This is a genomic window from Streptomyces carpinensis, from assembly GCF_002154505.1.
In the GTDB taxonomy this organism is placed as follows: Bacteria; Actinomycetota; Actinomycetes; order Streptomycetales; family Streptomycetaceae; genus Streptomyces; species Streptomyces carpinensis.
On the sequence record NZ_MUBM01000002.1, the window covers coordinates 314 to 26,417 of the forward strand.

The 26,104-nt window shown below is 71.1% G+C and carries 23 protein-coding genes, 1 tRNA gene and 3 pseudogenes; 18 read left to right on the forward strand and 9 right to left on the reverse strand.

Annotated elements, in window-relative coordinates:
- The 7 genes and pseudogenes from BZY54_RS52620 to BZY54_RS00160 form a co-directional block, all read left to right on the forward strand.
- Positions 1-112: pseudogene (locus tag BZY54_RS52620) on the forward strand (YbaB/EbfC family nucleoid-associated protein); the annotation flags it as partial.
- A 67-nt stretch (positions 113-179) separates the two neighbouring features.
- The gene (recR, locus tag BZY54_RS00135; protein ID WP_086722268.1) at positions 180-779 is read left to right on the forward strand and encodes a recombination mediator RecR; all 600 of its coding nucleotides are present in this window, start codon (positions 180-182) and stop codon (positions 777-779) included.
- A complete protein-coding gene (locus BZY54_RS00140) occupies positions 772-1,434 on the forward strand; it encodes a DUF5063 domain-containing protein (RefSeq protein ID WP_086722269.1) in 663 nt (220 codons plus the stop codon). Before recR ends, BZY54_RS00140 begins: the two co-directional genes overlap by 8 nt.
- A gap of 226 nt (positions 1,435-1,660) precedes the next feature.
- Positions 1,661-2,938 carry an aspartate kinase gene (locus tag BZY54_RS00145; RefSeq protein ID WP_086722270.1) on the forward strand — a complete coding sequence of 426 codons (1,278 nt, stop codon included), beginning with the start codon at positions 1,661-1,663 and terminating at the stop codon, positions 2,936-2,938.
- Between the two features lie 73 nt (positions 2,939-3,011).
- A complete protein-coding gene (locus BZY54_RS00150; RefSeq protein ID WP_086722271.1) occupies positions 3,012-4,064 on the forward strand; it encodes an aspartate-semialdehyde dehydrogenase in 1,053 nt (350 codons plus the stop codon).
- A gap of 501 nt (positions 4,065-4,565) precedes the next feature.
- Positions 4,566-5,141 (forward strand): SigE family RNA polymerase sigma factor, encoded by a 576-nt coding sequence (locus BZY54_RS00155; RefSeq protein ID WP_086722272.1) that lies wholly within the window; start codon positions 4,566-4,568, stop codon positions 5,139-5,141.
- A 110-nt stretch (positions 5,142-5,251) separates the two neighbouring features.
- Complete coding sequence (locus BZY54_RS00160) at positions 5,252-6,319, forward strand: hypothetical protein (RefSeq protein ID WP_425276245.1); 1,068 nt, start codon at positions 5,252-5,254, stop codon at positions 6,317-6,319.
- A 38-nt stretch (positions 6,320-6,357) separates the two neighbouring features.
- On the opposite strand, the gene BZY54_RS00165 is transcribed toward BZY54_RS00160, so the two are convergent.
- Positions 6,358-7,137, reverse strand: coding sequence for an SURF1 family protein (locus BZY54_RS00165; RefSeq protein ID WP_086722274.1), 780 nt, complete (start codon positions 7,135-7,137; stop codon positions 6,358-6,360).
- A gap of 134 nt (positions 7,138-7,271) precedes the next feature.
- On the opposite strand from BZY54_RS00165, the gene BZY54_RS00170 reads away from it, so the two are divergent.
- Positions 7,272-9,167 carry a S9 family peptidase gene (locus tag BZY54_RS00170; RefSeq protein ID WP_167413919.1) on the forward strand — a complete coding sequence of 632 codons (1,896 nt, stop codon included), beginning with the start codon at positions 7,272-7,274 and terminating at the stop codon, positions 9,165-9,167.
- Positions 9,168-9,526: 359 nt separating this feature from the next.
- Here the strand turns inward: BZY54_RS00170 and BZY54_RS00175 are convergent, their stop codons facing one another.
- The gene (locus tag BZY54_RS00175) at positions 9,527-11,491 is read right to left on the reverse strand and encodes an NAD-binding protein (RefSeq protein WP_086722288.1); all 1,965 of its coding nucleotides are present in this window, start codon (positions 11,489-11,491) and stop codon (positions 9,527-9,529) included.
- 385 nt (positions 11,492-11,876) lie between these two features.
- Here BZY54_RS00175 and BZY54_RS00180 point away from each other — a divergent pair, with 385 nt between their 5' ends.
- From BZY54_RS00180 to BZY54_RS00190, 3 genes are all read left to right on the forward strand, one after another.
- Positions 11,877-12,722 carry an LLM class flavin-dependent oxidoreductase gene (locus tag BZY54_RS00180; RefSeq protein ID WP_086722276.1) on the forward strand — a complete coding sequence of 282 codons (846 nt, stop codon included), beginning with the start codon at positions 11,877-11,879 and terminating at the stop codon, positions 12,720-12,722.
- Positions 12,723-12,894: 172 nt separating this feature from the next.
- Positions 12,895-13,485 (forward strand): RNA polymerase sigma factor, encoded by a 591-nt coding sequence (locus BZY54_RS00185; protein WP_086722277.1) that lies wholly within the window; start codon positions 12,895-12,897, stop codon positions 13,483-13,485.
- Complete coding sequence (locus BZY54_RS00190; RefSeq protein ID WP_086722278.1) at positions 13,475-14,248, forward strand: hypothetical protein; 774 nt, start codon at positions 13,475-13,477, stop codon at positions 14,246-14,248. The genes BZY54_RS00185 and BZY54_RS00190 overlap by 11 nt, the downstream gene beginning before the upstream one ends.
- A gap of 147 nt (positions 14,249-14,395) precedes the next feature.
- On the opposite strand, the gene BZY54_RS00195 is transcribed toward BZY54_RS00190, so the two are convergent.
- Together BZY54_RS00195 and BZY54_RS00200 are read right to left on the reverse strand one after the other, a co-directional pair.
- Positions 14,396-15,298 carry a serine/threonine-protein kinase gene (locus BZY54_RS00195; protein ID WP_086722279.1) on the reverse strand — a complete coding sequence of 301 codons (903 nt, stop codon included), beginning with the start codon at positions 15,296-15,298 and terminating at the stop codon, positions 14,396-14,398.
- Positions 15,295-17,115: an ABC transporter ATP-binding protein gene (locus BZY54_RS00200; protein WP_244216866.1), complete on the reverse strand. Its 1,821-nt coding sequence runs from the start codon at positions 17,113-17,115 to the stop codon at positions 15,295-15,297. Before BZY54_RS00200 ends, BZY54_RS00195 begins: the two co-directional genes overlap by 4 nt.
- A gap of 259 nt (positions 17,116-17,374) precedes the next feature.
- Between BZY54_RS00200 and BZY54_RS51490 the strand changes: the two genes are divergently transcribed.
- The 4 genes from BZY54_RS51490 to BZY54_RS00215 all read left to right on the forward strand — a co-directional run bounded on the left by BZY54_RS51490 (position 17,375) and on the right by BZY54_RS00215 (position 20,603).
- Positions 17,375-17,596, forward strand: coding sequence for a hypothetical protein (locus tag BZY54_RS51490; RefSeq protein WP_167413918.1), 222 nt, complete (start codon positions 17,375-17,377; stop codon positions 17,594-17,596).
- 401 nt (positions 17,597-17,997) lie between these two features.
- Positions 17,998-18,219, forward strand: coding sequence for a hypothetical protein (locus BZY54_RS00205; protein WP_086722281.1), 222 nt, complete (start codon positions 17,998-18,000; stop codon positions 18,217-18,219).
- Between the two features lie 276 nt (positions 18,220-18,495).
- Positions 18,496-19,053 (forward strand): DoxX family protein, encoded by a 558-nt coding sequence (locus BZY54_RS00210; RefSeq protein WP_086722282.1) that lies wholly within the window; start codon positions 18,496-18,498, stop codon positions 19,051-19,053.
- A gap of 269 nt (positions 19,054-19,322) precedes the next feature.
- Entirely contained in the window at positions 19,323-20,603 is a 1,281-nt protein-coding gene (locus tag BZY54_RS00215; protein ID WP_086722283.1) for a glycoside hydrolase family 3 N-terminal domain-containing protein, read from the forward strand.
- An 80-nt stretch (positions 20,604-20,683) separates the two neighbouring features.
- Here the strand turns inward: BZY54_RS00215 and BZY54_RS00220 are convergent, their stop codons facing one another.
- Positions 20,684-20,932, reverse strand: a complete 249-nt coding sequence (locus tag BZY54_RS00220) for a hypothetical protein (RefSeq protein WP_143667960.1) — start codon at positions 20,930-20,932, stop codon at positions 20,684-20,686.
- Between the two features lie 516 nt (positions 20,933-21,448).
- On the opposite strand from BZY54_RS00220, the gene BZY54_RS00225 reads away from it, so the two are divergent.
- Both BZY54_RS00225 and BZY54_RS00230 read left to right on the forward strand, forming a co-directional pair.
- On the forward strand, positions 21,449-21,991 hold the full coding sequence (locus BZY54_RS00225) for a DUF4262 domain-containing protein (protein ID WP_143667961.1): 543 nt from the start codon (positions 21,449-21,451) through the stop codon (positions 21,989-21,991).
- 154 nt (positions 21,992-22,145) lie between these two features.
- Positions 22,146-22,694 carry a hypothetical protein gene (locus tag BZY54_RS00230; protein ID WP_086722286.1) on the forward strand — a complete coding sequence of 183 codons (549 nt, stop codon included), beginning with the start codon at positions 22,146-22,148 and terminating at the stop codon, positions 22,692-22,694.
- A gap of 981 nt (positions 22,695-23,675) precedes the next feature.
- Here the strand turns inward: BZY54_RS00230 and BZY54_RS00240 are convergent.
- Both BZY54_RS00240 and BZY54_RS55795 read right to left on the reverse strand, forming a co-directional pair.
- Entirely contained in the window at positions 23,676-24,716 is a 1,041-nt protein-coding gene (locus BZY54_RS00240) for a hypothetical protein (protein WP_086722289.1), read from the reverse strand.
- A 228-nt stretch (positions 24,717-24,944) separates the two neighbouring features.
- A pseudogene (locus BZY54_RS55795) lies at positions 24,945-25,037 on the reverse strand (site-specific integrase); the annotation flags it as partial.
- On the opposite strand from BZY54_RS55795, the pseudogene BZY54_RS55220 reads away from it, so the two are divergent.
- Positions 25,038-25,282 (forward strand): annotated as a pseudogene (locus BZY54_RS55220) (site-specific integrase); the annotation flags it as partial.
- A 79-nt stretch (positions 25,283-25,361) separates the two neighbouring features.
- On the opposite strand, the gene BZY54_RS00250 reads toward BZY54_RS55220, so the two are convergent.
- Positions 25,362-25,435 (reverse strand) — tRNA-Pro (locus tag BZY54_RS00250).
- Between the two features lie 33 nt (positions 25,436-25,468).
- A partial coding sequence (locus BZY54_RS00255) for a Pr6Pr family membrane protein (RefSeq protein ID WP_086722290.1) occupies positions 25,469-26,104 on the reverse strand: 636 nt, incomplete at its 5' end.

A 26,104-nucleotide genomic window follows, 5' to 3' on the forward strand; every position in this document is an offset into this window, starting at 1 on the left:
GGTCGTCGCGGCCGTCCAGGCGGCCAACGAGAACGCCCAGGCGCTCCAGCAGCAGAAGCTCGGCCCGCTGGCACAGGGCCTCGGCGGCGGCATTCCCGGACTGCCTTTCTGAGGCGGCGGCAGACAACTACCGTACGTACCGAAGCACCGAAGCAACAGGCAGGAAGGACGGCGGTCCGGTGTACGAAGGCGTGGTCCAGGACCTCATCGACGAGCTGGGGCGGCTGCCCGGCGTCGGTCCCAAGAGCGCGCAGCGGATCGCCTTCCACATCCTTCAGGCGGAACCGACGGACGTACGGCGGCTCGCCCAGGCCCTGATGGAGGTGAAGGCGAAGGTCCGCTTCTGCGCGACCTGCGGCAACGTGGCGCAGGAGGAGTTGTGTGCGATCTGCCGTGACAGCCGCCGCGACCTGTCCGTCATCTGCGTGGTCGAGGAGCCGAAGGACGTCGTCGCCATCGAGCGCACGCGCGAGTTCCGCGGCCGTTACCACGTGCTCGGCGGGGCGATCAGCCCGATCGAGGGCGTCGGCCCCGACGACCTGCGCATTCGGGAACTCCTGGCCCGCCTCGCGGACGGCACGGTCACGGAACTGATCCTGGCCACGGACCCGAACCTCGAGGGTGAGGCGACGGCGACGTACCTCGCCCGCATGATCAAGCCCATGGGCCTGAAGGTCACCCGCCTGGCCAGCGGCCTCCCGGTGGGTGGCGACCTGGAATACGCGGACGAGGTGACCCTCGGTCGCGCCTTCGAGGGGAGACGACTCCTAGATGTCTGACGCCACGCTGCACGCGACCAGCCAGAACCCGGACGACTTCGCGGTCCAGATCGCCGACCAGATCGAGAGCTTCCTGGTCGCGATCACCGAGGTCGCCAAGGGCGACGAGCCCGACTCCGCGGTGCCCTTCCTCCTGCTGGAGGTCTCCCAGCTGCTGCTGGCCGGCGGCCGGCTCGGCGCGCACGAGGACATCGTCCCCGACGAGCGCTACGAGCCCGACTCCGGGCCGGAGCAGGACGTGGACATCCTGCGCGAGAACCTCGCCCGCCTCCTGGAGCCGATCGACGTCTACTCCGAGGTCTTCGACCCCTACGAGCCCCGCCGGGCCCCGGTCCCGGCCCGTCTCTCCGACGACCTGGCCGACGTCGTCACCGACCTGCGCCACGGCATGGCCCACTACCGTGCGGGCCGCACCATCGAGGCCCTGTGGTGGTGGCAGTTCTCCTACTTCTCCAACTGGGGATCGACGGCCTCCGCGGCGCTGCGCGCCCTTCAGTCCATCGTCAATCACGTCCGCCTCAACCAGCCCCTGGAGGAACTGGACGGCCTGGACACCGACCAGGGCGTGGGCGACGAGACCCTTGAGTTCGAGGCGGGCAAGGTCATGGCGGAGGAGATCGCCGGTCCGCTGGGCCTGCGCCGCGCACGTCAGTAGGCGTACGCGGCCGCAACGCCGCCCGGACGGCGCCGTTTCCCGCGATGTGACCCCGCCCACGTTCGGAGTGCCGTTCCGCACCTTGGGCATGAGCCGTCCTGAACAGCGGGCGCCGGGGATCTCACCATGCGATATCGCAGAGGGGAAATTCGGACGCTCGATAGACTGAGCCGACCGCACTGCATCTGTGCAAGTGCGACAGACACGGACTGAGCGAGGAGCGCACGTGGGCCTTGTCGTGCAGAAGTACGGAGGCTCCTCCGTAGCCGATGCCGAGGGCATCAAGCGCGTCGCCAAGCGAATCGTGGAAGCGAAGAAGAACGGCAACGACGTTGTCGTGGTCGTTTCCGCGATGGGCGACACGACGGACGAGTTGATCGATCTCGCCGAGCAGGTTTCGCCGATGCCTGCCGGGCGCGAGCTCGACATGCTGCTGACCGCCGGAGAGCGGATCTCCATGGCCCTGCTGGCCATGGCGATCAAAAACCTGGGTCACAAGGCCCAGTCGTTCACCGGCAGCCAGGCAGGTGTCATCACCGACTCGGTCCACAACAAAGCCCGGATCATCGACGTCACGCCGGGCCGTATCCGGACCGCGCTGGACGAGGGCAACATCGCCATCGTCGCCGGTTTCCAGGGCGTCAGCCAGGACAAGAAGGACATCACCACGCTGGGCCGTGGCGGGTCGGACACCACGGCGGTCGCTCTCGCCGCCGCCCTCGACGCCGAGGTGTGCGAGATCTACACCGACGTCGACGGCGTGTTCACCGCCGACCCGCGCGTGGTGAAGAAGGCCCGGAAGATCGACTGGATCTCGTTCGAGGACATGCTGGAGCTGGCCTCGTCCGGGTCGAAGGTGCTGCTCCACCGGTGTGTGGAGTACGCCCGCCGGTACAACATCCCGATCCACGTCCGCTCCTCCTTCAGCGGACTGCAGGGCACGTGGGTCAGCAGCGAGCCGATCGAGCAAGGGGACAAGCAGGTGGAGCAGGCCATCATCTCCGGTGTCGCGCACGACACCTCCGAGGCCAAGATCACGGTCGTCGGCGTGCCCGACAAGCCGGGCGAGGCCGCCTCCATCTTCCGTACGATCGCCGATGCCGAGATCAACATCGACATGGTCGTGCAGAACGTGTCCGCCGCCTCCACCGGCCTGACGGACATCTCGTTCACGCTGCCGAAGTCCGAGGGCCGCAAGGCCATCGACGCCCTGGAGAAGAACCGCGCCGGCATCGGCTTCGACTCGCTCCGCTACGACGACCAGATCGGCAAGATCTCGCTGGTCGGCGCGGGTATGAAGACCAACCCCGGGGTCACCGCGGACTTCTTCACCGCGCTGTCCGACGCGGGCGTGAACATCGAGCTGATCTCGACCTCCGAGATCCGTATCTCGGTGGTCACCCGCAAGGACGACGTGGCGGAGGCCGTGCGCGCCGTGCACACCGCCTTCGGGCTCGATTCCGACAGTGACGAGGCCGTCGTCTACGGCGGCACCGGGCGATGACCGTCCCCAGCCGGGTCTCCCGGCGGCGGACGGCCGCCGTCCCTTCGTACGGACGTGACGGAGGCGTACGACGATGACCGGTCGACCGACGCTCGCGGTCGTGGGGGCGACCGGGGCCGTCGGCACGGTACTGCTCCAGATCCTGTCCCAGCGCGCGGACATCTGGGGTGACATCCGCCTGGTCGCCTCGCCGCGCTCGGCCGGCCGCAAGCTGGCCGTGCGCGGTGAGGAGGTCGAGGTGGCCGCGCTCTCCGAGGAGGTCTTCGACGGGGTGGACATCGCCCTGTTCGACGTCCCCGACGAGGTCGCCGCCCAGTGGGCGCCGGTCGCCGCCGCCAAGGGCGCGGTCGTGGTCGACAACTCCGGGACCTTCCGCATGGACCCGGACGTGCCGCTCGTCGTGCCCGAGGTGAATCCGCACGCGGCGCGGCGGCGTCCGCGCGGGATCGTCTCCAGCCCCAACTGCACGACCCTGACCATGATCGTGGCGCTGGGCGCGCTGCACGCCGAGTTCGGGCTGCGCGAACTGGTCGTCTCCTCCTACCAGGCGGTGAGCGGGGCCGGCCGCGCCGGCGTGGACACCCTGCGCCGCCAGCTGTCCCTGGTCGCGGGTACGGAGCTGGGGACCAGCCCCGGTGACGTACGTCGGGCCGTGGGGGATGACACCGGCCCCTTCCCGGAGCCGGTCGCGCTGAACGTGGTGCCGTGGGCCGGTTCGCCGCGCGACGAGGGCTGGTCGTCGGAGGAGATGAAGGTGCGGGACGAGTCCCGCAAGATCCTCGGGCTGCCGCAGCTGCCGGTCGCCGTGACCTGCGTACGCGTCCCGGTGGTCACCACCCACTCCCTGACCGTGCACGCCCGCTTCGAGGGCGAGGTCACCGTGGACAAGGCGCGGGAGATCATCGCCACGGCACCCGGGGTGGTGCTGTACGACGACCCGGCCGCGGGCGAGTTCCCCACGCCCGCCGACGTGGTGGGCACCGACCCGACATGGGTGGGCCGGGTGCGGCGGGCGCTCGACGATCCCACGGCGCTCGAGCTCTTCGTCTGCGGCGACAACCTGCGCAAGGGCGCGGCCCTCAACACCGCGCAGATCGCGGAGCTGTTGGCGGCCGAGGCCAACTGAGGCCCCGTTACGGCAGGGTGGCCCCGGCCGCTGTCCGGCTCCTTTGTAGGATCTGTGTAAGAAATGTGGTCGGGCCAATGGTTTGGGCCACTTGATCCGTGCTGCCTCGGCACCCGAAGATTTTCCTCCCCGCCCTCCGCAACCGCGCGGAGGGCGGGGAGCGTCTTTGCGGTCGCCCTTCGGGGGCGTGGGGACGCTGCGGGGCGTGGGGACTCCCCGCTGTCATTTCACATATAGGGGAAGAGCGGGACGCATGAGGGCATGTGGGGCATCGGCTGGGGTGCTGCCTGACGCGAGAACGTTGTCGGTCGCGCCAGTCGGCACACTCGGCGCGAAAGTGACGCCCGGCACGTACAACCCCCGAGGGGGGCAGAGTGTCCAACTGGCGTGGCAGAGGTACTCGACTTCCAAGTGGCGGCCGGCGGTGGCCTGCGGCCGCCCCGCGCGGCGCTCCGTCCGCTTGCGTCTGGAATGTCCGGCTTGGCCGGTTCGTCCGGTGGCATGCCGGTGATCGCCCCCATGCCCGCCGCGCGGCCCGCCCGCATACCGAACCAGCGTGACGGCGCCGAGGAAACGGTGGCGGCCGGCACCACCGTCGACCATCTCACCGAGACCTACCGCGCCCACTACCGCTCACTGCTGGGCCTGGCCGCGCTCCTCCTCGACGACACCGCCTCGTGCGAGGACGTCGTCCAGGAGGCCTTCATCCGCGTCCACTCCGCCCGCAAGCGGGTCCGCGACCCGGAGAAGACGCTCGCCTACCTGCGTCAGACGGTCGTGAATCTCTCGCGCTCGGCCCTGCGCCGCCGCATCCTCGGCCTGAAGCTGCTCTCCAAGCCGATGCCGGACATGGCGAGCGCCGAGGAGGGCGCCTACGACCAGCTGGAGCGCGACTCCCTGATCAAGGCGATGAAGGGCCTGCAGCGCCGCCAGCGCGAGGTGCTGGTGCTGCGCTACTTCGCGGACATGACCGAGGCGCAGGTCGCCGAGACCCTCGGCATATCGCTCGGGTCGGTGAAGGCGTACGGCTCACGCGGCATCGCGGCGCTCCGGCTCGCCATGGAGGCGCGGGCATGAGGGAGAACGCCGAGGGGCGCGACTCGCACGAGCGCCATGAGCCCTACGCATGGCACGAGCCGACGCGGCCGGAGCAGAACGACACTCAATCGCACGCTGGGAACGGACACGTGAACGACAGCCCAGACGAAAAGGGTCCGGAGGGGCTCGACTCGGACGAGCTGGCACTGCGCAGGATGCTGCACGAGGCGGTCCGGGACGTGGAGCCGCGCGATGGCTCGCTGGACCACCTCCGGCACGCGGTGCCGGCACGACGGGCCCGCAAGCGGCAGGCCGCGGTCGGCATGGCCGCCGCCGCCCTGTTCATCGGCACCGCCATCCCCGCCCTCGTGCACGTCTCCGACGCCGCCGGCTCGGGCGTCGACCCGGCCATCGCCGGACAGGCCTCGCAGGCCCAGGGCGGCACCGGCCAGGGCAAGGGCCCCGACGGCGGGTCGAGCACCGCGGGCGGCTCCACCGGCAAGGCACCCGGCACGGGCAGCAGCGGCAAGCCCGACGACCGCAAGGGCAGCGGCAAGAGCGCCACCCCGGGCAGCGGGACCGGCGGCACCGGCACGGGCAGCCCGTCGGCCTCCGCCGACGCCGGCGCCCCCGTGTGCACGGCCTCCCAGCTGGGTTCCACCGCGACGATCGGCGCGCCGGACTCCTCCGGGGCCGTCTACGGCACCTTCCACATCAGCAACGTCTCCAGGGGCAGCTGTACCGTCGGCGGACCCGGCACGGTGACCACGCTCGCGCAGGGCGCCGCCGACACCACCAAGATCACTGTCGTGCAGCACACCACGGGCGACCCGGCCACCGGCCTTCCCGACCCCTCCACCGAGGTCACCGGGCTGGTCCTGACACCGGGCTCGGCGTACGAGGTGAAGTTCGCCTGGGTGCCGTCCGAGACCTGTCCCACCAGCGGCGGCGGCACCAACACCGGCGGCACCGAGACCGGCGGCCCCTCACCCGATCCGTCCCCCACCCAGGACGCCGGCGCGACGGGCGGCACGTCACCGGGCGTCGGCACCGAGGCCGGCCCCACCACCCAGCTCATGCGGGAGGACGGCGGCACGGCCGACGGCAGCGTCGTGGTCTCCCACACGCCCGAGGCCGGCTCGCCGGCGGCCTCTGCGACGGTGCCGAACGCCTGTGCGGGAACGGTCTACCGCACCGGGGTGCTGGCCGTGTCGTAGGTGCCGGCCGTGTCGCAGGGGCGCGCGGCCGCGAGCCGTCACACCGCGGCGGCCTGCTCCTCGCGCACCAGCCCCAGCTCCGCGTCCCGCAGGGCCTCCACCTCGCGGCGCACGAGCCGGAACCACATGAAGACCACGAACCCGGCGAAGACGAACCACTCGCCGGTGTAGCCGAGGTTCTGGAAGGCCTTCAGGTCCAGCCCGGTGTTCTCCGGGGCCTTGGCGGGCACCGCCTTCATCCCGGAGTCGGCCTTGTCGAGCGTCACCCACGCGTCGTACACGTCGTACGGCACGAGGTTGACGAGCGAGGCCGCACTGATCGCCGAGGTCTGCCCGGCCGGCAGGCCGCCCTGGGCACTGACCCCGTTGTCACCGGGCGTCTCGGACGCCTGCAGCGCACCGGTGACCGTGACCTCGCCCGCGGGGGGCGCAGGGGGCTTGGCGGCGTCCGCGTCGCCCGGCAGCCAGCCCCGGACGACCGGCAGCGCCTTGCCCGAGTCGGTGCGCAGCAGCGTCAGCACGTAGTAGCCCTGCTTGCCGTCCAGCTCACGGTCGGGGACAAGCAGCTGCTTGCCGTACCGGCCGCTCACGGTGGCCCGCTTGCCGGAGGTCTCCTTGTCGACGGGGAGCAGCTGCGCCAGCGGACGAGGGGCCTCCGTGCGGTTCGAGACGGCCTGCGCGTCCGCGCTCCGATGCTCCTGCACCCGCGCGTCGAACCGGCTGAGCTGCCAGGACCCCATGAAGACGCAGAAGGGGATGGCCAGCAACACGAAGACGTTGATGCCCCACCAGCGGGGCGTCAGCAGGAACCGGTACACGCCCTCAACGGTACGGCCCCGGCCGCGCGGGGCCGGTCGCGGGGTCGGAGTTTTCCACAGGTTGCCACGGACGGGTTTCCACAGGCTGGGGAGGGAAGCGGCGCGTTGTCGGTCCGGCCAGGCACTATGGGGCCATGACTGAGAGCAACGGGTCCGGGGCGCAGGACCGGCGGGACGGGCAGGACGGGCAGGAGCAGCGGGGTCCGGGTGACCGGCGGGGGACGCGGGAGCGGCGCGGGCCGGCCGGGGAGATGCCCGACTGGGAGAAGCGCTTCCGGGCGCCCCGGGTGTCGCTGCCCGACTGGGCGGAGGACGCACCGGACCGCTCCCTGTTCGTGTCGAACGCGACGGGGACGTACGAGCTGTACGCCTGGGACCGTGCGAGCGGCGAGCAGCGCCAGGCGACGGACCGGCCGAACGGCACGACGGACGGCCTGCTCTCCCCGGACGGCGAGTGGATCTGGTGGTTCGACGACAAGGACGGCGACGAGTTCGGCGTCTGGCGCCGCCAGCCGTTCACCGGCGGCCCCGACGAGGCGGCCGTGCCCGGCCTGGAGGCGTCCTACCCCGCGGGTCTCGCGCTCGGCCGGGACGGGCGTACGGCGGTCGTGGGCCGCTCCACGGACGAGGACGGTACGACGATCCACCTCGCGCGCGTGGGCTCCGGCGAGGACCCGGTGGAGATCTACCGCCACCGGGAGTCGGCGGGCGTCGGCGACCTCTCCCACGACGGCTCGCTGATCGCGATCGAGCACACCGAGCACGGCGACGCCATGCACTCGGCGCTGCGCGTGCTGCGCCCGGACGGTACGCCGGTCGCCGAGCTGGACGACACCAAGGGCGGGAGGGTCGAGCTCGGCCTGGAGGTGCTGGGCTTCGCCCCGGTCGACGGCGACACCCGGCTGCTCGTCGGTCACCAGCGCCGGGGCCGCTGGGAGCCGCTGGTGTGGGACGTGGCGACCGGCGAGGAGACGGACCTGGCGCTGGAGCTGCCCGGCGACGTGAGCGCCGAGTGGTATCCGGACGGCAGCGGCCTGCTCGTCGCGCACAGCTTCGAGGCCCGCAGCGAGCTGTTCCGCTACGACCCGGTGACGCGCGAACTGACGAGGATCCCCACCCTGCCCGGCACGGTCTCCGGGGCGACGGCCCGCCCGGACGGCAGCGTGGAGTACCTGTGGTCCTCGGCGGCCGAGCCGTCCGCCGTCCGCTCGACCGACGGCGGGGTCGTCCTGGACCCGCCCGGCATGAGGTCCCCGGGCTCGGTCCCGGTGGAGGACGTCTGGGTGGACGGCCCCGGCGGCCGCATTCACGCCCTGATCCAGAAGCCGGTCGGCAGCACGGGCCCGCTGCCCACCGTCTTCGACATCCACGGCGGCCCCACCTGGCACGACAGCGACTCCTTCGCCGCGGGCCCGGCCGCCTGGGTGGACCACGGCTACGCGGTGGTCCGCGTCAACTACCGCGGCTCCACGGGCTACGGCCGCGCCTGGACGGACGCCCTGAAGCACCGGGTCGGGCTGATCGAACTGGAGGACATCGCGGCGGTCCGGCAGTGGGCGATCGACTCGGGCCTGGCCGACCCCGACCGCCTGATCCTCACCGGCGGCTCCTGGGGCGGCTACCTCACGCTGCTGGGCATGGGCACCCAGCCGGACGCGTGGACACTGGGCATCGCGGCGGTCCCGGTCGCCGACTACGTCACCGCGTACCACGACGAGATGGAAGCCCTGAAGGCCATGGACCGCACACTGCTGGGCGGCACCCCCGACGAGGTCCCCGAACGCTTCGAGGCGTCCTCCCCGCTCACCTACGTGGACCAGGTCAAGGCCCCGGTATACATCTCCGCCGGCGTCAACGACCCGCGCTGCCCCCTCCGCCAGATCGAGAACTACGTCAAACGCCTCGAGGCCCGCGGCGCCGTCCACGAGGTCTACCGCTACGACGCGGGCCACGGCTCCCTGGTCGTCGACGAACGCATCAAGCAGATCCGCCTGGAGCTCGACTTCGCCGAGCGCCACCTGCCGAGGTAGGGGGCACGGCCGGGGCGGCACGGCCGGGGCGCAACGGCTCGCGGGGACAGCCCGGCGAACCCACGCCCCGGCTCGTGCCCGGCCCCGACCGGCCTCGTCCCGCTCCCGGGACCGACTCACCTCGCCCGTTCCCGGCACCGAACCTCGCCCCGGCCCGCTCGTACCGAGGGTTGGGCCCGTCCTATTCCGGGATCGGCTGGCTCCGGCTCGTTCCAGGGGCCGACCGGCACTGGCCCGCTTGCGGGACGGGACTGCTCCGGTCACGGCCTCGGGACCGGCTGGCCCCCGCTCCCGGGATCTGGTGCTGGGCCCTTGGGCCCCGGGATCGGCTGGGCGCGTCCCACCGGTCCTGGGACCGGCTACGCCCCGCTCCGTTCCCGGGATCGCCGCCCCAGCAGCTCCGCCAGGCCGCGTCGGGTCGCGGCGAGGACCACTCGGTCCTCCTTGCGCAGGACGTACGTCTGAGGCAGGTTCCAGACCATCCCCGAGGCGCGTCCCGTGGTCTCGGCCGCCTCCTGAGCGGCCGGCTCGCGACGCCCCTGCTCCCCCGTCCCCGCGTCCGCGCCCGCACCGGCGGCCGCGTCCAGCGCCAGCACTCGCCAGTACCCGGCCCGGAAGGCCTCCGCGACCGTCCTGCCCTCCAGCTGCGGATGCCCGTCGACGTCCACGGACGCGAACAGCAGCACCCGCCGTTCCACCGGAATCGCCCCGAGGATCTGCCGCCCGAACATTGCCCCGGCGAACGCGGGCGCCGCCAGGTGCGACACGCTCCGGCTCCGGGTCTGGGCGCGCGGATGCGCGGCCCGCAGGGTGCGGTACACCGCCGTGGCGAAGTCGTCGTCGTACAGCCGCAGCACCACCCGCAGGTCGGGCCGCACGGACCGGGCGTACAGCACGGCCTCCAGGTTCGTGGTGTCCGCGCTGGTCACCGCGAGCAGCGCATGCGCGCGGTGGATCTTCGCGGCCTCCAGCACGCCCTCCTGGGTGACGTCCCCGAGCACCACCGGCACCCGCAGCCGCCGTGCCGTGGCAAGCCCGCGCGCCTCGGGATCCGACTCCACACACACCACCGGGATCCCCAGTTCCCGCAGTCGCGTCAGCACCCGGGTGCCGATCTTGCCCAGCCCCAGCAGCACCACATGCCCGCCGAGCCCGCGCGGCGGCTTGCGCAGCGAGGACGCCGACCGGAACGTGCCCAGCGCCTCCAGCACCGCCGCCAGCAGCACCGGCAGCAACAGCAACCCGACCAGCCCGGACAGCAGTTGCAGCACCTGCCGGCCCGTCGACGCCCCGATCGCCGGATCGTCGATCGCGAACAGGTCGAGCAGCGTCAGGTAGAGAGCCCCGAGCGGACGGACCCCGGCCACCAGCCACAACGCCACCGCGAGCGCGAACACGCAGCCCACGAGACCCGCCAGCGACCAGCGCAGCCGCCGAGAGAACAGCGAGGTGAGCGGGGGAACGACCCCGACCCCGCGCCCTGCGGCCCGCCCCGGACCGGCGGTGTACGAGACCTGCTCCAGCACCACGGTCCCGCGTCCGGTGGCGTTTCGTACCGCCGCCTCGTCCGGCAGCAGCCGGGGCCGCTGCTCCCCGCTGCCCTCGGACCCGTCCACGCCGGCCGGATCGCTGCTCGTCGCCGACAGCAGCGCCAGCGTGCACAGCCCGGGGTCGGCGACCTGACCCGGAGCGGGCGGCGGCCGTTCCACCGCCCGCAGCAGCAAGCCGTCCGTCTGCACCACCTTGCTGGTCCCGGCGACAGCGCCGGCGGCGAGCGCGGGCGCGGCCGTGTCGGCGTCGGACAGGACGGTCGTGGAGGCGTCGGCGCCGAGCCAGGTGTCACCGTCGCCCGTCGCCAACGCGGCGGCCTGATCGAGGAGTTCCTCGATGTGCTGACCCAATCGCCGGTTGTACAGGCGCAGCACGAGCCGCAGTCGCGGGTTGAGTCTGCGCGCGGTCAGCGCGGCACGGATGTTGGTCTCGTCGTCGTCGTACACGAGCGCCATCGCGGTCGCCCGCTCCACGCCCGCCTCCGCGAGCACGGCGTCGGTCAGCTCGGCGGCCTCCAACACCCGGTCGGCGCCGGGTGATTGACCGCCCTCACCGCCGCCGTTGCCGGGTCCGCCGCCGTTGCCGCCGGCCCGGCTCACGGCCGCGTTCACCACGCGGTCCAGCAACGCCGACGCCGTGCGGGCGCGGCCCACCACCGGCGGCCGTACCGAGCGTTCGGAGGGCGGCACGACGAGCGTCACCTGCTCGCTGTACACACCGCGCAGCTCGGCGGCCAGGCGGTGCGCCAGCCCGTCGTCACCGCACACCACCATGTGCGCGCCGCCCATGGCACCCGGCGCACCACCCTGATTCGGAACGCTCCCCACGAGGGGACAGACTGCCGCACCGGGACAGGTGGTTCCACTGGCGCCCCCCATGACCCCCGATACCCAAGCCGTCCTGCTGAAGGGCAGGTCCTCGACCGCCGGGCCGCGGGCGCCCGGACCGACCCGCGCGCCGAGACCTGGAACGGGCGGGAAAACCCTTCGCAGCCGCGGCCGAACGCGACCTAGACTGGCGGCACTTCGAAGAGACCTCCCCGGAAGTACGCCGCAGAGCGGGAGCGTCCCACCTCGCCGTGCCATCGCGCGAGGTGCAGGAGAGGGCGGCAGCAGTCCTTGTCGGCCTGTCCTTCTCCATGCTTCGCGGAGGCTCTTCATGAACGTCGGAATCGGTCTTCCCATCGGCGACCCGGCCACCCTGCTCACCTGGGCACGGCGCGCCGAGGCCGGCCCCTTCACCACCCTCGGCCTGCTCGACCGGCTCGTGTACGACAACCCCGAACCGCTGGTCGCCCTCGCCGTCCTGGCCGGGGCCACGTCCCGGATCCGCGTCCAGACCGAGGTGCTGCTGGCCCCGCTGCGGGACACCGCCCTGCTCGCCAAGCAGACGGCCACCCTGGACCGGATGACCGGCGGCCGGCTGGTCCTCGGCCTCGGTATCGGCGGCCGGGAGGACGACCACCGGGTGGCGGGCGTCGACATCCGCACCCGGGGCCGCCGCCTGGACGAACAGATGCCGGTGCTGCGCCGCCTGTGGTCCGGCGAACCGTACGGCGACGGCGTCGGACCCGTCGGCCCGGCCGCGTTCCGCCCCGGCGGTCCCGAGGTTCTCTTCGGCGGCTTCAAGCCCGTGGCACTGGAGCGCGTGGCCCGCTGGGGCGACGGCTTCCTCGCCGCCGCGCCGCCGTCCTGGGCGGGCGGCCTCTTCGACACGGTGCGCAGGCAGTGGGAGGAGTACGGCCGCGCGGGCGCCCCACGCCTCGTCGCCCAGGTGAACGCCGCCCTGGGCCCACGGCAGGTCGTCGACGACGCACGGGCCGCCATGCACGCGTACTACACCTTCACCGGAATGCCCGACCGCATGGTCTCCGGCATGCTCACCACCCCGCGGGCCATCCGCGAAGCCGTCACGGCCTACGGAGACCTGGGCGCCGACGAGGTCGTGCTCTACTGCTACGGCCTCGACCCCGACCAGGTCGACCGCCTGGCCGACGCACTCTGACGGGTGGTCCCCGTCGACGCAGACCGACGGCGGGCCCGGTGGGCGCACTCCGGCGGCGTGGGCGGCCCGTGCCGACACGGCGTGCACGAGCGGGGGCCCGGAGGAGAATCGGAATATGGGATTCCGAATCAGCCGGGAAATCCCGAGGCGGTTCCGTCCCGTATATAGGGATGTGTCGAGATTCCGGTTCACCGTGGGCCGCCTCCCGGACGAGGCTCTGCTGTCCGGGCTGGCTCTCGGTGACCCTGAGCTCGCGGTCAGTTTCGTGAGAAGGTTCCAGCACCGGGTCTTCGGCGTCGCGATCGCCGTCACCGGGGACCCGCAGCTCGCGGAGGACATCGCCCAGCAGACGTTCGAGCGGGCGTGGCGTCATGCGCAGATCTACGACTCGCGGCGCGGGTCGGTCACGACCTGGCTGACCACCATCGCCCACAACCTCGCCATCGACGCCGTCCGGTCACGGCGGCCGGAGCCGGTGGCGCCCGAGGACCTGGACGCGATGCTGGGCGTCGTCAGCGAGACGCCTGAGCAGCACGCACTGGCCGACGAGGCCTCGACCCGGCTCCGGGCCGCCGTGGCGGAGCTGCCACGCGAACAGGGCCGGGCGCTGGTGATGGCGGGCATCTACGGCATGACCGCCCAGCAGATCGCCGAGCGGGAGCGCATCCCGCTGGGCACTGCCAAGACACGCGTCCGAGCGGCGATGGGAAAGCTGCGCAACACGCTCGAGTCCGACCGCCGAGGCGACGACCATGTCCACTGACGTGTCCTGCGACAAGCTGCGCGAGATCGGCGCCGAGCTCGCTCTCGGTGTGCTGCCCGCACGCGAGCGGGCCGGCGCCGTCGCGCATCTCGAGCGGTGCGCGGACTGCCGGGAGCACGTGCGGCAGCTGACCCAGGTCGGCGACCGGCTGATCGGACTGCTGCCGGGCAGCGAGCCGCCGGTCGGGTTCGAGACCCGGGCGGCCCAGATGCTGACGCAGGCCGCGGCGGCCCACGAGGGACGTACGCAACGCCGGATGCCCGGCCGCGCGCACCACCCGGGCCGGCTCGTCCGGCGCATACGGCCGAGGATCGCGGCCGTCGCCACCGCGCTCGTCCTGGCCATCGGATTCGGCGGCTGGTCGGTCGGTACGGCGATCGAGGACACCGTGGCCGGCCCCGCATCGTCCGTCGCGAACCGGGACACGGGCATGCTCTGGGGCGGGTTGATGTCCGCCCGGGCCCAGGCGGGAAAACCGGTCGGCGAGGTCTACGCCCACGCGGGCCCCCCGGGCTGGATCTTCATGACCGTCGACCTCGCCGGGTCGGGCACCCCCTACAGCGGCAAGGTCTCCTGCCTCCTGGTGCACAGGGACGGGAGCACGGTCCGGGTCGGCAGCTTCAGCCTGCACAAGGGCCAGGGCTCGTGGGGATCCCCCACCCCGCCCGGCGCCGACCGCGGGGCGCTCTCCGGCGCCCGGTTGACCGCGCCCGACGGCACCGTGCTGGCCACCACCCACTTCACCGCCGGCGCGGAGACCTGAGACCTGGCGCCTCTCGTTCGGATCATGCCGGGCTCGCGGGGCCTGGCACTTTCTTTTGGATCAGGCCGGATCAGGGAGCGGGGTCTGGTGCGTGCGGCTGCAAGGCGGAGGAGGGCCTCGACGCGGGGGGCCCCAGGTCCGCAGACCTCATGCGCGATCTGGGAGCAGCGCGCGCAGGGACGACGCCAGCTCCGCGACCGTGGGCCGCGCCGACGGGTCCGCCCGCAGACAGCCGTCGATGCCCGCGGCGAGCGTGCGCGGCAGCCGCCGCCGCGCCGCGACCGGCGGAGCGCTCCCCTCCAGCTGCGGGTACCGGTCCTCGTCGCCGTGGGAAGAGTCCGACCCGTCAGACCCGTGGGGCGGGGCGCGGTCGCCCGCTCCTTCGTCCCCCACGTCGAAGGGGGCGTTGCCGCAGGCCGCCTCGTACAGAGTGGCGCCGATGCCCCAGACGTCGGTCGCGGCCGTCAGCGGGTCGCCGCGTGCCTGCTCGGGGGCGAGATAGGAGAAGGTGCCGATCCCGGGCGGGGCCGAACCGGGCGGGCGGGCCAGGCTGAGGTCGAGCACCTTGGCGTGGCCGCGTTCCACCACGACGTTGGACGGCTTGAGGTCCAGGTGCAGCAGACCACGGCCGTGCAGATAGTGGACCGCGGAGCACAGCTGCGCCCCGAGCACGGCCACGTCGATGGCGGCCGGCCGCCGCTTCAACCGCTGGACGAGGCGGGACAGCGTCTCCCCGCTCAGCGTCTCCAGGACGACGAGCGGCCCGGGCGATGCGAAGACCTCGTACCCCCGGACCAGGTGCGGGTGGGTGAAGTCGCACAGCCACCGGCCCTCCCGCAGCAGCCGTTCGGCCACCTCCGCGTCGTCGCGGCAGTCCGGGCGCAGCACCTTGATCACGCACCGGCAGTCCCGTTCCTCGCTCCAGGAGTCGTACAGATCCAGCCAGGTGGTGCGTGCCAGGTGCCCGAGCAGCACGTATCCGGGGGCCGGCCGGGTGCCCGGCCTCAGCGGCGGGGCGGCGCCGACCGGACGCACCCGGGCCTCGGTCATGGCCGCAGCCTCCCCGATCCGTTCCCGCCCGGTCCGTCCGGACCGGCCGGGATCTGCCCGGGAACGGTCGTGTTCCCCGCGGGCCCGGCCGTGGCGTGCAGCAGGTGGAGCCGGGCGTAGGCCCCGTGGTGCAGGAGCAGCTCGTCGTGGGTGCCGGACTCGACGACCCGGCCGTGGTCGAGCACCACCACTCGCGTCGCGTCGCGGACGGTGAGCAGATTGTGCGAGATGACCACGGTCGTCCGGCCGGCCATGAGACGGCGCAGCGGGTCCATGATCCGGTGACCGGACTCGGCGTCGAGGCCCGTGGTGGGTTCGTCCAGGAGCAGCACGGGTGCGTCCCTGATCATCGCGCGGGCGATCGCCAGGCGCTGGCGCTGCCCGCCGGACAGCGTCCGTCCGCGCTGGCCGACCACCGTCTCGTACCCGTCCGGCAGCAGCCGGATGAACCCGTCGGCGTCGGCGGCGCGCGCCGCCGCCACGATCTCGGCCTCCGTGGCGTCGGGCCGGCCGTAGGCGATGTTCTCCCGTACCGTGCCGTGCAGGACGAGCGTCTCCTGGAGGACCACCGCGACACTCTCGCGTACGTCGGTCAGGTCCAGGCGGCGCAGATCGGTCCCGTCGAGGCGTACGGCGCCGAGGTCGGGGTCGTAGAAGCGCAGTTGCAGCTTGGCGACCGTGGACTTCCCGGCCCCGCTGGCGCCGACCAGCGCCAGGGTCTCGCCGGGGGAGACGTGGAAGGACACGCCGGACAGCGCCGGGCGGGTGGTGCCGGGGTAGCGGAAGGACACCGCGTCGAACTCGATCTCGCCCCGCGCCCGGCGGATGGGCCGGGCATCGGCGGCCTCGGTGACCTGGGGGCGCTGGTCGAGCAGTTCGGCGATCCGCTCGGCGGAGGCGGAGGCGGAGTAGAAGGTGGTGCCGAGCCGGGACAGGTCGCGGACCGGGCCGTAGAGCCTGCCGATCAGCGCCAGGAAGACCAGCAGGCCGCCCAGCGTGAGCTGGCCCTGGGCCAGCTTCCAGGTGCCCAGCCCGATGACCGCCAGGGCGCCGCACACCTCGATGAGTTCGACGAGCGGCCGGTAGACGGCGCGGATCCGGGCCGACGCCATCGCGGCGTGGAACTTGCCCAGGTTCTCGCGTTCGAAGCGGCGGCCCTCCCAGGCCTGCCGGTTGTACGCCTGGACCAGGGCCACGTTGCCCAGCGACTCCTCGGCGACCGCGGTGAGCGAACCGCTGCGGCGCCTGCGCTCCCGGGACGCGTCCTTGATCAGCCGGGAGAAGTGCCGGGCGGCGCCCCAGAACAGCGGCACGATGACGAGCGCGAGGAGGGTGAGGTCCCAGCGGAGGTAGAAGAGGAGACCCAGGAAGACGCCCAGCTGGATCAGGTAGTACAGCACGTCCGCGACGCCGGACAGCAGGAACGTCTCGACGGAGTCCACGTCACCGGTGACCCGGGACAGCAGGTCCCCGAGCCGCCGTCGCTCGAAGAACCCCAGCGACAGTCCCTGGACGTGCCGGAAGACGTCCGAGCGCAAAGCCACCAGGAAGCTCTCGCTGACGTACGCCGACAACACGTCGTCGGCGAACCCCAGGATCCCGGAGACGACGATGAGCCCCAGATAGGCCGGGGCGATCCAAAGGAACGGCGTCAGGTCCCTCGGGACGAGCACCTCGTCCACCACGGCCTTGAAGAGCCACAGCTCTCCGCCGTCGACGAGCGGCCCGATCACACTGAACAGCGCGAGCGGTACGAGCCGCCCCCGCCGCCCGCGCGTGTACGGCCAGAACCGCCGGAACACCTCACGGGGGGACAACGGTGGAGCGGCCGCGACCACGGCGTCCGAATCCGCACCGACCGACAGCAGCCCGCGCAGCAGCCCGAGGGCAGGCCGGCGGACATGCGACCGACAACGCAGCCGGAGGTGGCGCCGGGCATGCGGCCAGACATGCCGACGGAGCGGACCGGCTCCCTCAACCGCCGGTCCGCTCGGCTCTGTCGGTTTCTTGTCAGTAGCCGTGGTGATCCCCGTGCCGCGAACCATGCCGACGGCCCCTGTCGCCGTGCCCCGATCCGTGACCGTGGTCGCCGTGGTCGCCGTGGTCGCCGTGGTCGCCGTGGTCACCATGGTCGCCGTGGTCGCGACGGCTGGCGGGGAAGAGATCCTTGAAGATCGCCATGGTGTTCCTCTCTCTTCGTCCTGTCCCTTCTTCTGGAACATGTCTCTACTGGATACGTCGCAGGGCGCCGGACGGATGGGACTTCTCTGGGAAATCCGAAAAATATCGAATCGGTAAGGAAAGGCCGGCTCCCGCGAATCTTCACGGCGATTGCGCAACGGAGGCACGGGTGACGGTGAGTGGGCAGGGAGGTCTGCCGGTCGGTGCGCTGTTGGCGTGGAGTGTCCCGTTCGGGCCCACTGTGGCAACAACAGTCACTTCAGGATGTCGTAAAGCATGTAGAGAAGTTGCTCCCCCTTCGTGCCCGCGCCCTCACAGTTGGGTTACCGGGAAGTTCAACGGACCTGGCGGGAGCGCCCGTTGAATAGATGCCCGGCGCACTCCGTGGTTTGATCCATGGCGCCGCAGGTGGAGCGAAGGCTTCCGGAAACGGATGCCGCACGCCTGCGGTCGCGGCGGCTCGCCGTCCCCAGCGGGACCGCCCCTTGTGCCACACCCATGCGAAGGGAAGTTCCGAAATGAACTCCGCTCCCCAGATCCAGACCGCCGAGATCTCCGACGCCGAGCTCGACGACGTCGCCGGCGGCCTGAGCCCGCACGCCAGCGTCATCGCCGGTCCCACGGTGATCAGCGACCAGGACGTCCTGGGCCAGGCCCAGGCCGCCACGGCCGGGGCCGTGGGCACCGCCCTGGGCACGCTCGGCCAGTACCACCAGGTCGGCGCCGTCATCTCCTTCTGATCCGCGTCCGGAGACGGATTTCGCGGTCGGAGAGGCGAAGGGCCGGCTCGGGAGGAACCCTCCCGAGCCGGCCCTTCGCCATGTGCCGCACCCGCGGGATCCCGCCCCGTACGGCGGTGCCCAGATGCACGACCACGATGGCTGCGAAAGTATCGGTAGGGGTGGGGCGCGCTCCACGAGACGCGTGGAGTTCGCCGCCGACCGGTGTCCCGGCTACGCCCGAGACGGGGGTGACCCCTGTTCCGGGTGTCTCGGCGTTCCTACCGGAGCATTCACATGGTTACGAAGCGCATCCTGTGCCGTCCCGCGCATGAGACGGAAGCCGCCGCGCACAGCCCTCCGGCTCCCCTCGCATCCGCCACCGACTGCGGTCTTCTGCTCATCAGACTGACCTTCGGACTGCTGATGGCCGGGCACGGCGCGCAGAAACTGTTCGGCCTCTTCGGCGGCGGTGGCCTGACAGCGACCGGTCGGTATTTCGAGAACCTCGGTTTCCGCCCGGGAAAGGTCTTCGCGGTGATCGGCGGCGGATCCGAGTTCCTCGGCGGCCTCGGCCTGGCCCTGGGACTGCTCACCCCTCTGGCCGCCGCCGCTCTCATCGGCGTGATGATCAACGCCATGGCGACGGTCACCGGCAGCCACGGCCTGTGGGACACGGACGGCGGGGTGGAGTACAACGTCTGCATCGCCGTGGTCGCCCTGGCCGTCGCGGCCATCGGCCCGGGTCGACTCGCCGTCGACCGCTTCTTCCGCTGGGGCAGGGGCGGCTGGCCCGAAGCCACCGTGGCCCTCGGCCTGGGCGGCGTCGCCGCGTCAGTCCCACTGAGCCTGTGAACCTGCGGGAGCGCTCGGGACGTGCCGGCGCCGGGGATCCCGGCCCGTTCCGCGGACGGCCGACTCGAAGGCAGGTCCCGAGCGGTGCCCACTCACGTCGGCTGGACTTCCGGCCGACTCCGAACCGCGGGATCCTGGTGAGACGTCGCCCGCGGACCAGCGAACAAATGCGGGCCGTAGCGCATCTCACGCTTCATGGAGCCCACCTCATGCTCATACGGCCCTCAGCGCGACGGGAACCGTCGCGTCTTCCGAAAGGAGGCCGGGCGATGAATCCCTCGTCGTACCGTGACCGCAGAAGCGCGACCGCCCCCCGGCGGACCCTCGGCCGGGCCACGGCCACGCGCAGACTGAGCAGCGCTGCCGCCGTGGCGGCGGTGCTCCTGGCAGGCTGTGGCACGGGCGCCCCCAAGGCGACCCCGCACTCCAGCGGCCCCGGCGTCTCCCTCACCCCGCCTGCCGCGCCTTCCCCCTCCCATCACTCCCTCGCTCCGGACCTCACCGCCACCGCCACCGCCACCGCGTGCACCAACAGCACGAAGCTGGCCGGGTGGTCGAACCGCCGGCTGGCCATGCTGACCATCGCCGTCCCGGTGTCGGAGACCTCGGTGTCCGACGCCACGTCCGAGGTGAGCGCCGGCGCGGGCGGTGTGGTGCTGTTCGGCAGCAAGGCGCCGTCCGACCTCGGATCCAGGCTGACCGCACTGAAGTCCCATGTGCCCGGCCACCTCGGCCTGCTGGTGATGACCGACGAGGAGGGCGGCGGCATCCAGCGCATGGCGAACCTGGTCGGGTCCCTGCCCTGGGCGGCGTACATGGGCGCGCACTGGACCCCGGCCCAGATCCAGCAGAACGTCACGAAGGTCGCCACCAAGATGGCGGCCGCCCAGGTGAACATGAACCTCGCCCCCGTGGTCGACGTCGACGGCAGGAACGTGGCCCCCAGCAAGACCAACCCCGACGGATGGCGGTCCTTCAGCGGCAACACCTCGGTGGTCTCCAAGGCCGGTGTCGCGTACATGAACGGGATGCGCGCCGGAAACGTGATACCCGTCGTCAAGCACTTCCCGGGCCTGGGCGGCTCCAACTACAACTCCGACTTCGGCCCCGCCCACACCCTGCCCTGGTCCACCCTGCAGAAGGTGGGCATACCGCCGTTCACGGCGGCCATCAAGGCCGGTGCCCCGGCCATCATGATCTCCAACAACATCGTGCCGGGCCTGGGCACCAACCCGGCGAGCCTGTCACCCACCGCCATCAGCTCCGAACTGCGCGGCAAGATGGGCTTCAAGGGGCTGGTGGTCACCGACTCGCTCAGCGCCAAGGCGATCTCCGCCGCCGGCTTCAGCGTGCCGGCCGCCGCCGTCCAGGCCCTGCGCTCCGGTGCCGACATGGTCATGTTCGACCTGAAAGGCAATGTCAGCTCCCAGACCTCCTCGATCGCCACGGCGATCACCAACGCGGTGGCCGGCGGACACCTCGCCCGCAGCCGCCTCATCGACGCGGCGGGACACGTCCTGGCCGTCCGGCACGTGAATCTCTGCTCCTGAGAGCGAGTGACGCCCGGAAACCACTCAGGGGCTCGATCCTCTCTCGCGGATCAGGCCCCTGCTGTGCTCCGAGCCGACCCTCACTCGGCGCTGACCATGGACGCGTCGTCGTTCTTGTCCTTGTCCACGCGGAGCTGGCCGTCGTCCCGCGTCTCCAAGGTGAGGCCGTTCTTCTCCAAGCACTTGTAGTAGGCCCGCTCCTGTGCGCTCGGAGGAGGGGACTTCTCCTGCTTGGCCACGGAGAGTCCACTGCCGGAGCATCCGGTGACGAGCAGCGTGGTGAAGAGCGCAACCGCCGCGATTTTGGGCACGGCTCGGCGAACGGGCATTCAGGCTCCCACGAGCAAGGGACGAGGGCGAGCGGAGTTGCGGGTGCTGCCCCGCCGGGCGAATTCCGAGAAGCCGCGCACCAGTTGTCTGCCGGGCGCCTCTTGATCGACAGGCAGCCAGATCTCAGAGCCGCTTGGGCAACGCGTCTACCGGTCTTCGTGGCCGCCATCCTCATCCGGTTGGTCGTGGGTTGGCACGTCCGGCGCCGAAGGTAGACGCGACCCCCGCTTCAGGAGTTCGATCCGGGCCCGCTCCGACTGCTGTCGGCAACTGCTGCGACGGCCGGACAGAGACGTTGGTGTACGCCTCGGTCCGGCTCGTTGACGTCAGCCGTGGACGTCAGAGATCCGCTGATCCGTAGCTCTCTGTGGATCGGTCAGCGACAGTCATTCCCGTCGCTTCACGGCCCCGGAGGGGCGCTACCGGTCGGGGGTGGCCGCTGGGGTTGCGGTACTTCGCTGCTGGACGCCACCCCGGGAGACGGCCCCGTGTGCGAGCAGGTCTACTCTCCTCGGATGGACGACGCCCCTTGCTTTTGCCTCCTCTGCGCCCCGACGGAATGGGGCGGCCCGGTGTGGGAGGAGCGCGACAGCCGCATAGCCAAGAGTGTCGCGGACTTCGGCTGGCACGTCATGGGCGTGGCCGGCGGTGACGCCCCCGGCGATTGGGGATACTCCATCGGTCTCTGGCACACACTGCGTAGTCCCGAGGTGAGCGTGTTCGGCCTGCCATCGCAGACCGCGATGCGCGTGGCGAACGCCGCTGGGGCGGCGATACGGAACGGCAACCCACTCGAGCCCGACCAGCGCCGAGGAGACGTCCTCAACGGCTATGACGTGGCCGTCCGGCCCGTGCATCCGAGCTGGTACCACGACTTCTTCGGCGCGGGCATCGACTTCTACCAGACCCCGCCACTGCCCATCACGCAGCTGTTCTGGCCGGACAAGGCCGGGCGGTTCCCCTGGGAAGAGGGAGCGGACGAGCTCTGCCGCACGGGACAACCACTGCTCTGGATTCCAAAAGACGAGACCACCGGCCCGTGGACCGAAATCACGTGAGGTCGGTTGGCTCTGTCCGTGAGAATGGACAGCAGACGTTCACCACTTCGGGCGGCTCCTCAGTCCGGCCCTGTTCGATGTGCATGGCTTCGGGCGGCACAGCTGCGGGGTGGGGCCGCGATCGGTTGTCAGCCCCTTCTGCCAGCATGCTGCCGTGACAGCCACACATGATCAGCGTCCTGCCGAAGCCACTCTCAACTTCCTGCACTCTGCGTTTCCGCCGGAATGGCGCGAACCAGCGCTCGGCCATGATGCCGTCGCACAGTGGGAGGAGGAGAACCGCGCGGTCCTTCCGGAGCCGTACAGGACCTTTGTCGCGGAGATCAGCAATGGGTCCAGCCTAGGCCCCGCCGGCGACGGCGGTCTCCAGCCGCTCGGCTGGCTGCCCGACACGTGGCCCGGCCTCGGCCCACGGCAGCCAGGGGAGCCCTTCCCCCTGGGGGCGGCCTGGAACTGGGAGGACGACGAGAGCGTCGACCCCGAGGCCCCGGACCCGCGGATCGACGCCGTATTCAGCAAAGGGTCCATCGTTCTCGGGTCCGAAGACGGGCAGTCGTTCTGGCTCCTGCTGACCGCCGGTCCCCGCCGCGGCGAGGTGTGGATGGTCGCCGACGTCGGCGCCATCCCTGCGCCCGGCGACCAGGCATGGGGCTTCGAGGAGTGGGTACGGCGCTGGCACAGCGGCAACGATTGGTGGGAGTGAACGCTCCGTGCTAAATCCCACCACCTCCGCTCGACGAGCTGCGAGAACGGCCCCTGACCCGGGTGTTTGGTCGGGGGCCGTCGGCATGTCCACGTACCGCGATTGCCCGGTGTTCCCCGCGGCTTCCCACTCGACCGTGCACGGGAGGGCACGCTTGTCACCACCCCGCCGGTAAGCCCTCGGCGCCGCTCAGAGGCAGCGGCAAGATGGCCGCATGGTCGACGATGAGAACACGGGCTTCAGCCTGCCACGGGGCGCGACAGGTTCTTACCGCCCGAAGGACGGTCCACTCCCCGAAACCGACCTGCGGACTTTCCGAAGCGCTCTGTACGCAGCCGCCCGCACCGCCGTGAAGTTCGCTTCTACGGCATCACCACGTTGGGCGGGGTGCTCTTCAATGCATGGGACTGATGTGTGCGAGGTCAGCCACCTGGTCGGTGGGGTCGTCATAGCCGAAGCAGAGACAGGGTGACGTCCATCGGGTCGGCCCGGCATCCGCGGTGGGTACAGGCTTCGAGGTCTGTGCTCATCCTTATCGGGTCGATCACGGGAGCCCCGGTGGCTGGGGGAAGCCAGCCCTGGTGCCGGTGTCATGACCGCCGGGAACCACTCCCGCCCGGCTCTGCTCGCCGCTGTTGGTGTCAGCCGCTGATGTCAGATATCAACGCCCCCTTGACAAGGTCATCAGGGATGACGTCATGACACGGCCCGGGTAGTGATCAACGGCTTCAGACACCTTGATCATCCAGGGCTGAACTGTGCCTCCTCCGCCCAGGGTGGAGCAGACAACCATCCTGAGCTGGTCAGGAACGGGCATTTCGTCAGCCGAGAACGCTCATGCATCGGCCTCGACCACCTCGCCGCGTTCGTGCCCAACCGACCCGAATGGGCCCAGTACGGCCCCGACGTCCTCGACGGCTTTATCGCCGGGGCCCGCCCCTCCCTCCACCTTCCACCACCATCACCTTGAAGCGTCGAAGGTCAGTAGTTGAGGCGGGCGCGCAGGAGGTTCGGATCCGGCGGGCTGCTGAAGTAGGCCGCGCTCAGTACGTAGACAGTCTTGCCCAGCCGTCCCTGGGGGGACACGGCCACGGAAGACGGAGTGTTCAGCCCGTCCTGGTGAGTGAGGACCGTCTTGTGGGCGCCGTTCGGGTACACGAGTACCACGCTGCCGGTGTCGCCGTTTGGTGGGGTGCTTGTGTCGTTCCCTGCGACCAGCGCGGCGAGAACCGTGTTGCCGTTCCCGGTGAATGCGAAGTCGTCGATCCAGTTGAGTCCGGTCGCCCTGGTCTGGATCTTGCCGGCGGACCCGTCGCGGAGAGCCGGAATTCGCAGAAGTGTCCCCTGGGTGGTGTTCGACACCCACACGGCGCCGTTGTGGACCCTGAGGCCGTTGGGGCCGGCGGGGAGGCTGGCACCGGGGGATGGCTGGAGCGCGGCCCCTGACGCCCAGACCCTGGGTGTGCCGCCCGCCTGCGGGACGCGCCAGACGACTCCGCCCACCGTGTCGGCCACGTAGAGCACATGGCGCTTCTCGTCGAGGGCGAGGCCGTTGGGGAGCGCGTTGGTCGGATTCGGAAGGTGCGCGATCTGGACGGGCAGGCAGCCGGGAGTGATGCGCCAGATGCCGGTCTCGCTCGTTCCGGTGGCGTAGTTGACGTACAGGGTGCCGTCGCTGGCGCGCGCGATTCCCATGACTGCGGCCTGGCCGAGGATGGGGGTGTGTGGCTCCGACACGGCGGGCAGAGTCGCGCGAACCGTGTAGGAGGCCCCGCGGTTGGTGACGTGGACGACCTGCCGACTGAGGGAAAACGTCATGTCCGCGGTGCCGTCGGGTTCGAGGACGATGTTTTCCGGTGTCTGCTGAATTTCGTTGTTGAAGGTGTAGTGCGCCACGACGCGCGCGTCGGACAGGGGCGGCGCGACCGCCGCCGATGTGGTGCCTGTCCCCAGCAGGGTGAGAGCTGCGGCTCCCGTGGCTGTCGCGGTGACAATGGCCGCCAGGCGTGAGAGTCGGAACATGGGCCTCTCCTTGGAGGTTCGAGGTGCCGGGTTCAACGACACATAAAAAGGTGACGACCCGTCAATCGGGAACGACGGCAGGCGCGGCCGGGCGATCGCCCGTTCGGGGCACCATTGGGGACCCGCCTCTCGAGGGCCGCCCCCGCAGAGAAACTCCCGGGATCGCCGGGCTGACGACTGAGCCTCTTCAACAAGGTGGTGATCAGGGAAAGTGACATGACGCGGTCCGGCCAGCCGCTCCCACCCCTGATCTTCGAAGTGCTGCCAGAGGACCTCGACGCAGCGCGCCGGCAGAACGAGCGTGCGGCGGGACTTCCGGGTCCCTTCCGCCAGGCGCTCAAGGACGTCGAAGGGATCAACGCCGACGACTGGACGCCTCGGGAGCTCCGGCACAGCTTCGTGTCCCTGTTCTCCGACCGTGGCGTCCCGCTGGAGGAGATCTCCCGGCTCGTCGGCCACTTCCGGAACGGCCGTGACTGAGGAGGCCTCGGAAGCAGATCCGGCCCGTGATCCAGACCGGCGCGGTGGTCATGGACGGCATCTTCAAGCGGGGTCCGGAGCGGTAGTCACGCAGATAGACACGCAGACGAAAACAGGTGAGGCACCTAGGAACTTTCCTAGGTGCCTCACCTGGTGTTTCGGCTGTCGGGGTGGCGGGATTTGAACCCACGACCTCTTCGTCCCGAACGAAGCGCGCTGCCAAGCTGCGCTACACCCCGGTGTCACTGCTTGTCGCGGCGACGACGTTTACTTTAGCCCACTGGTGGCCGGAGACGAAATCCGGTTTTCGTGCGGCGGCGGATCGGGTTCGGGCGGGCGTGGTCGACGGCCACGAGGAGGATGGCCAGGGCATAGAAGGACAGGCCCAGGAGGAGAGCGTTGGCCAGGACGTGTTTGTAGCCGTGCCGGGCGACGTCGAGGAACGGGTAGAGGTAGCGGTCTGCCGCGCCTGAGGGGAGCAGTTCGCCGCGGGTGAGGGAGAAGGCCAGGTAGGCCAGTGGGTAGAGCAGCCAAGCGGGGGCCTGGCGCAGGTGCAGGTGGGCGGGGGCGGTCAGCAGGAGCCAGTCCAGGAGGGCCGCGATCGGGACTGCCGTGTGCAGGAGGTGGCCGGCCACCGACTGCCACAGGTGGTGGGTGCCGGGGGCGCCCGTGATCGAGAACGGCGGGGAGGTCTCGGTCAGGAACAGGTGGTAGACCACGGCGCTCATCGTGACGTAGAGCACGACCGCTCCGGTCAGCGCCGCGGGCACGGGACGGCGGGTGGCCCAGGCTCTGCGGGCCGAGAACGTGAGGACCAGCGCGACTGCGATGTTGCTCTGGATCGCGAAATGACTCAGGACGCGGAACGGGGGACCGATCAGCATCTCGGCAGTCACCGCCGCCGCGGC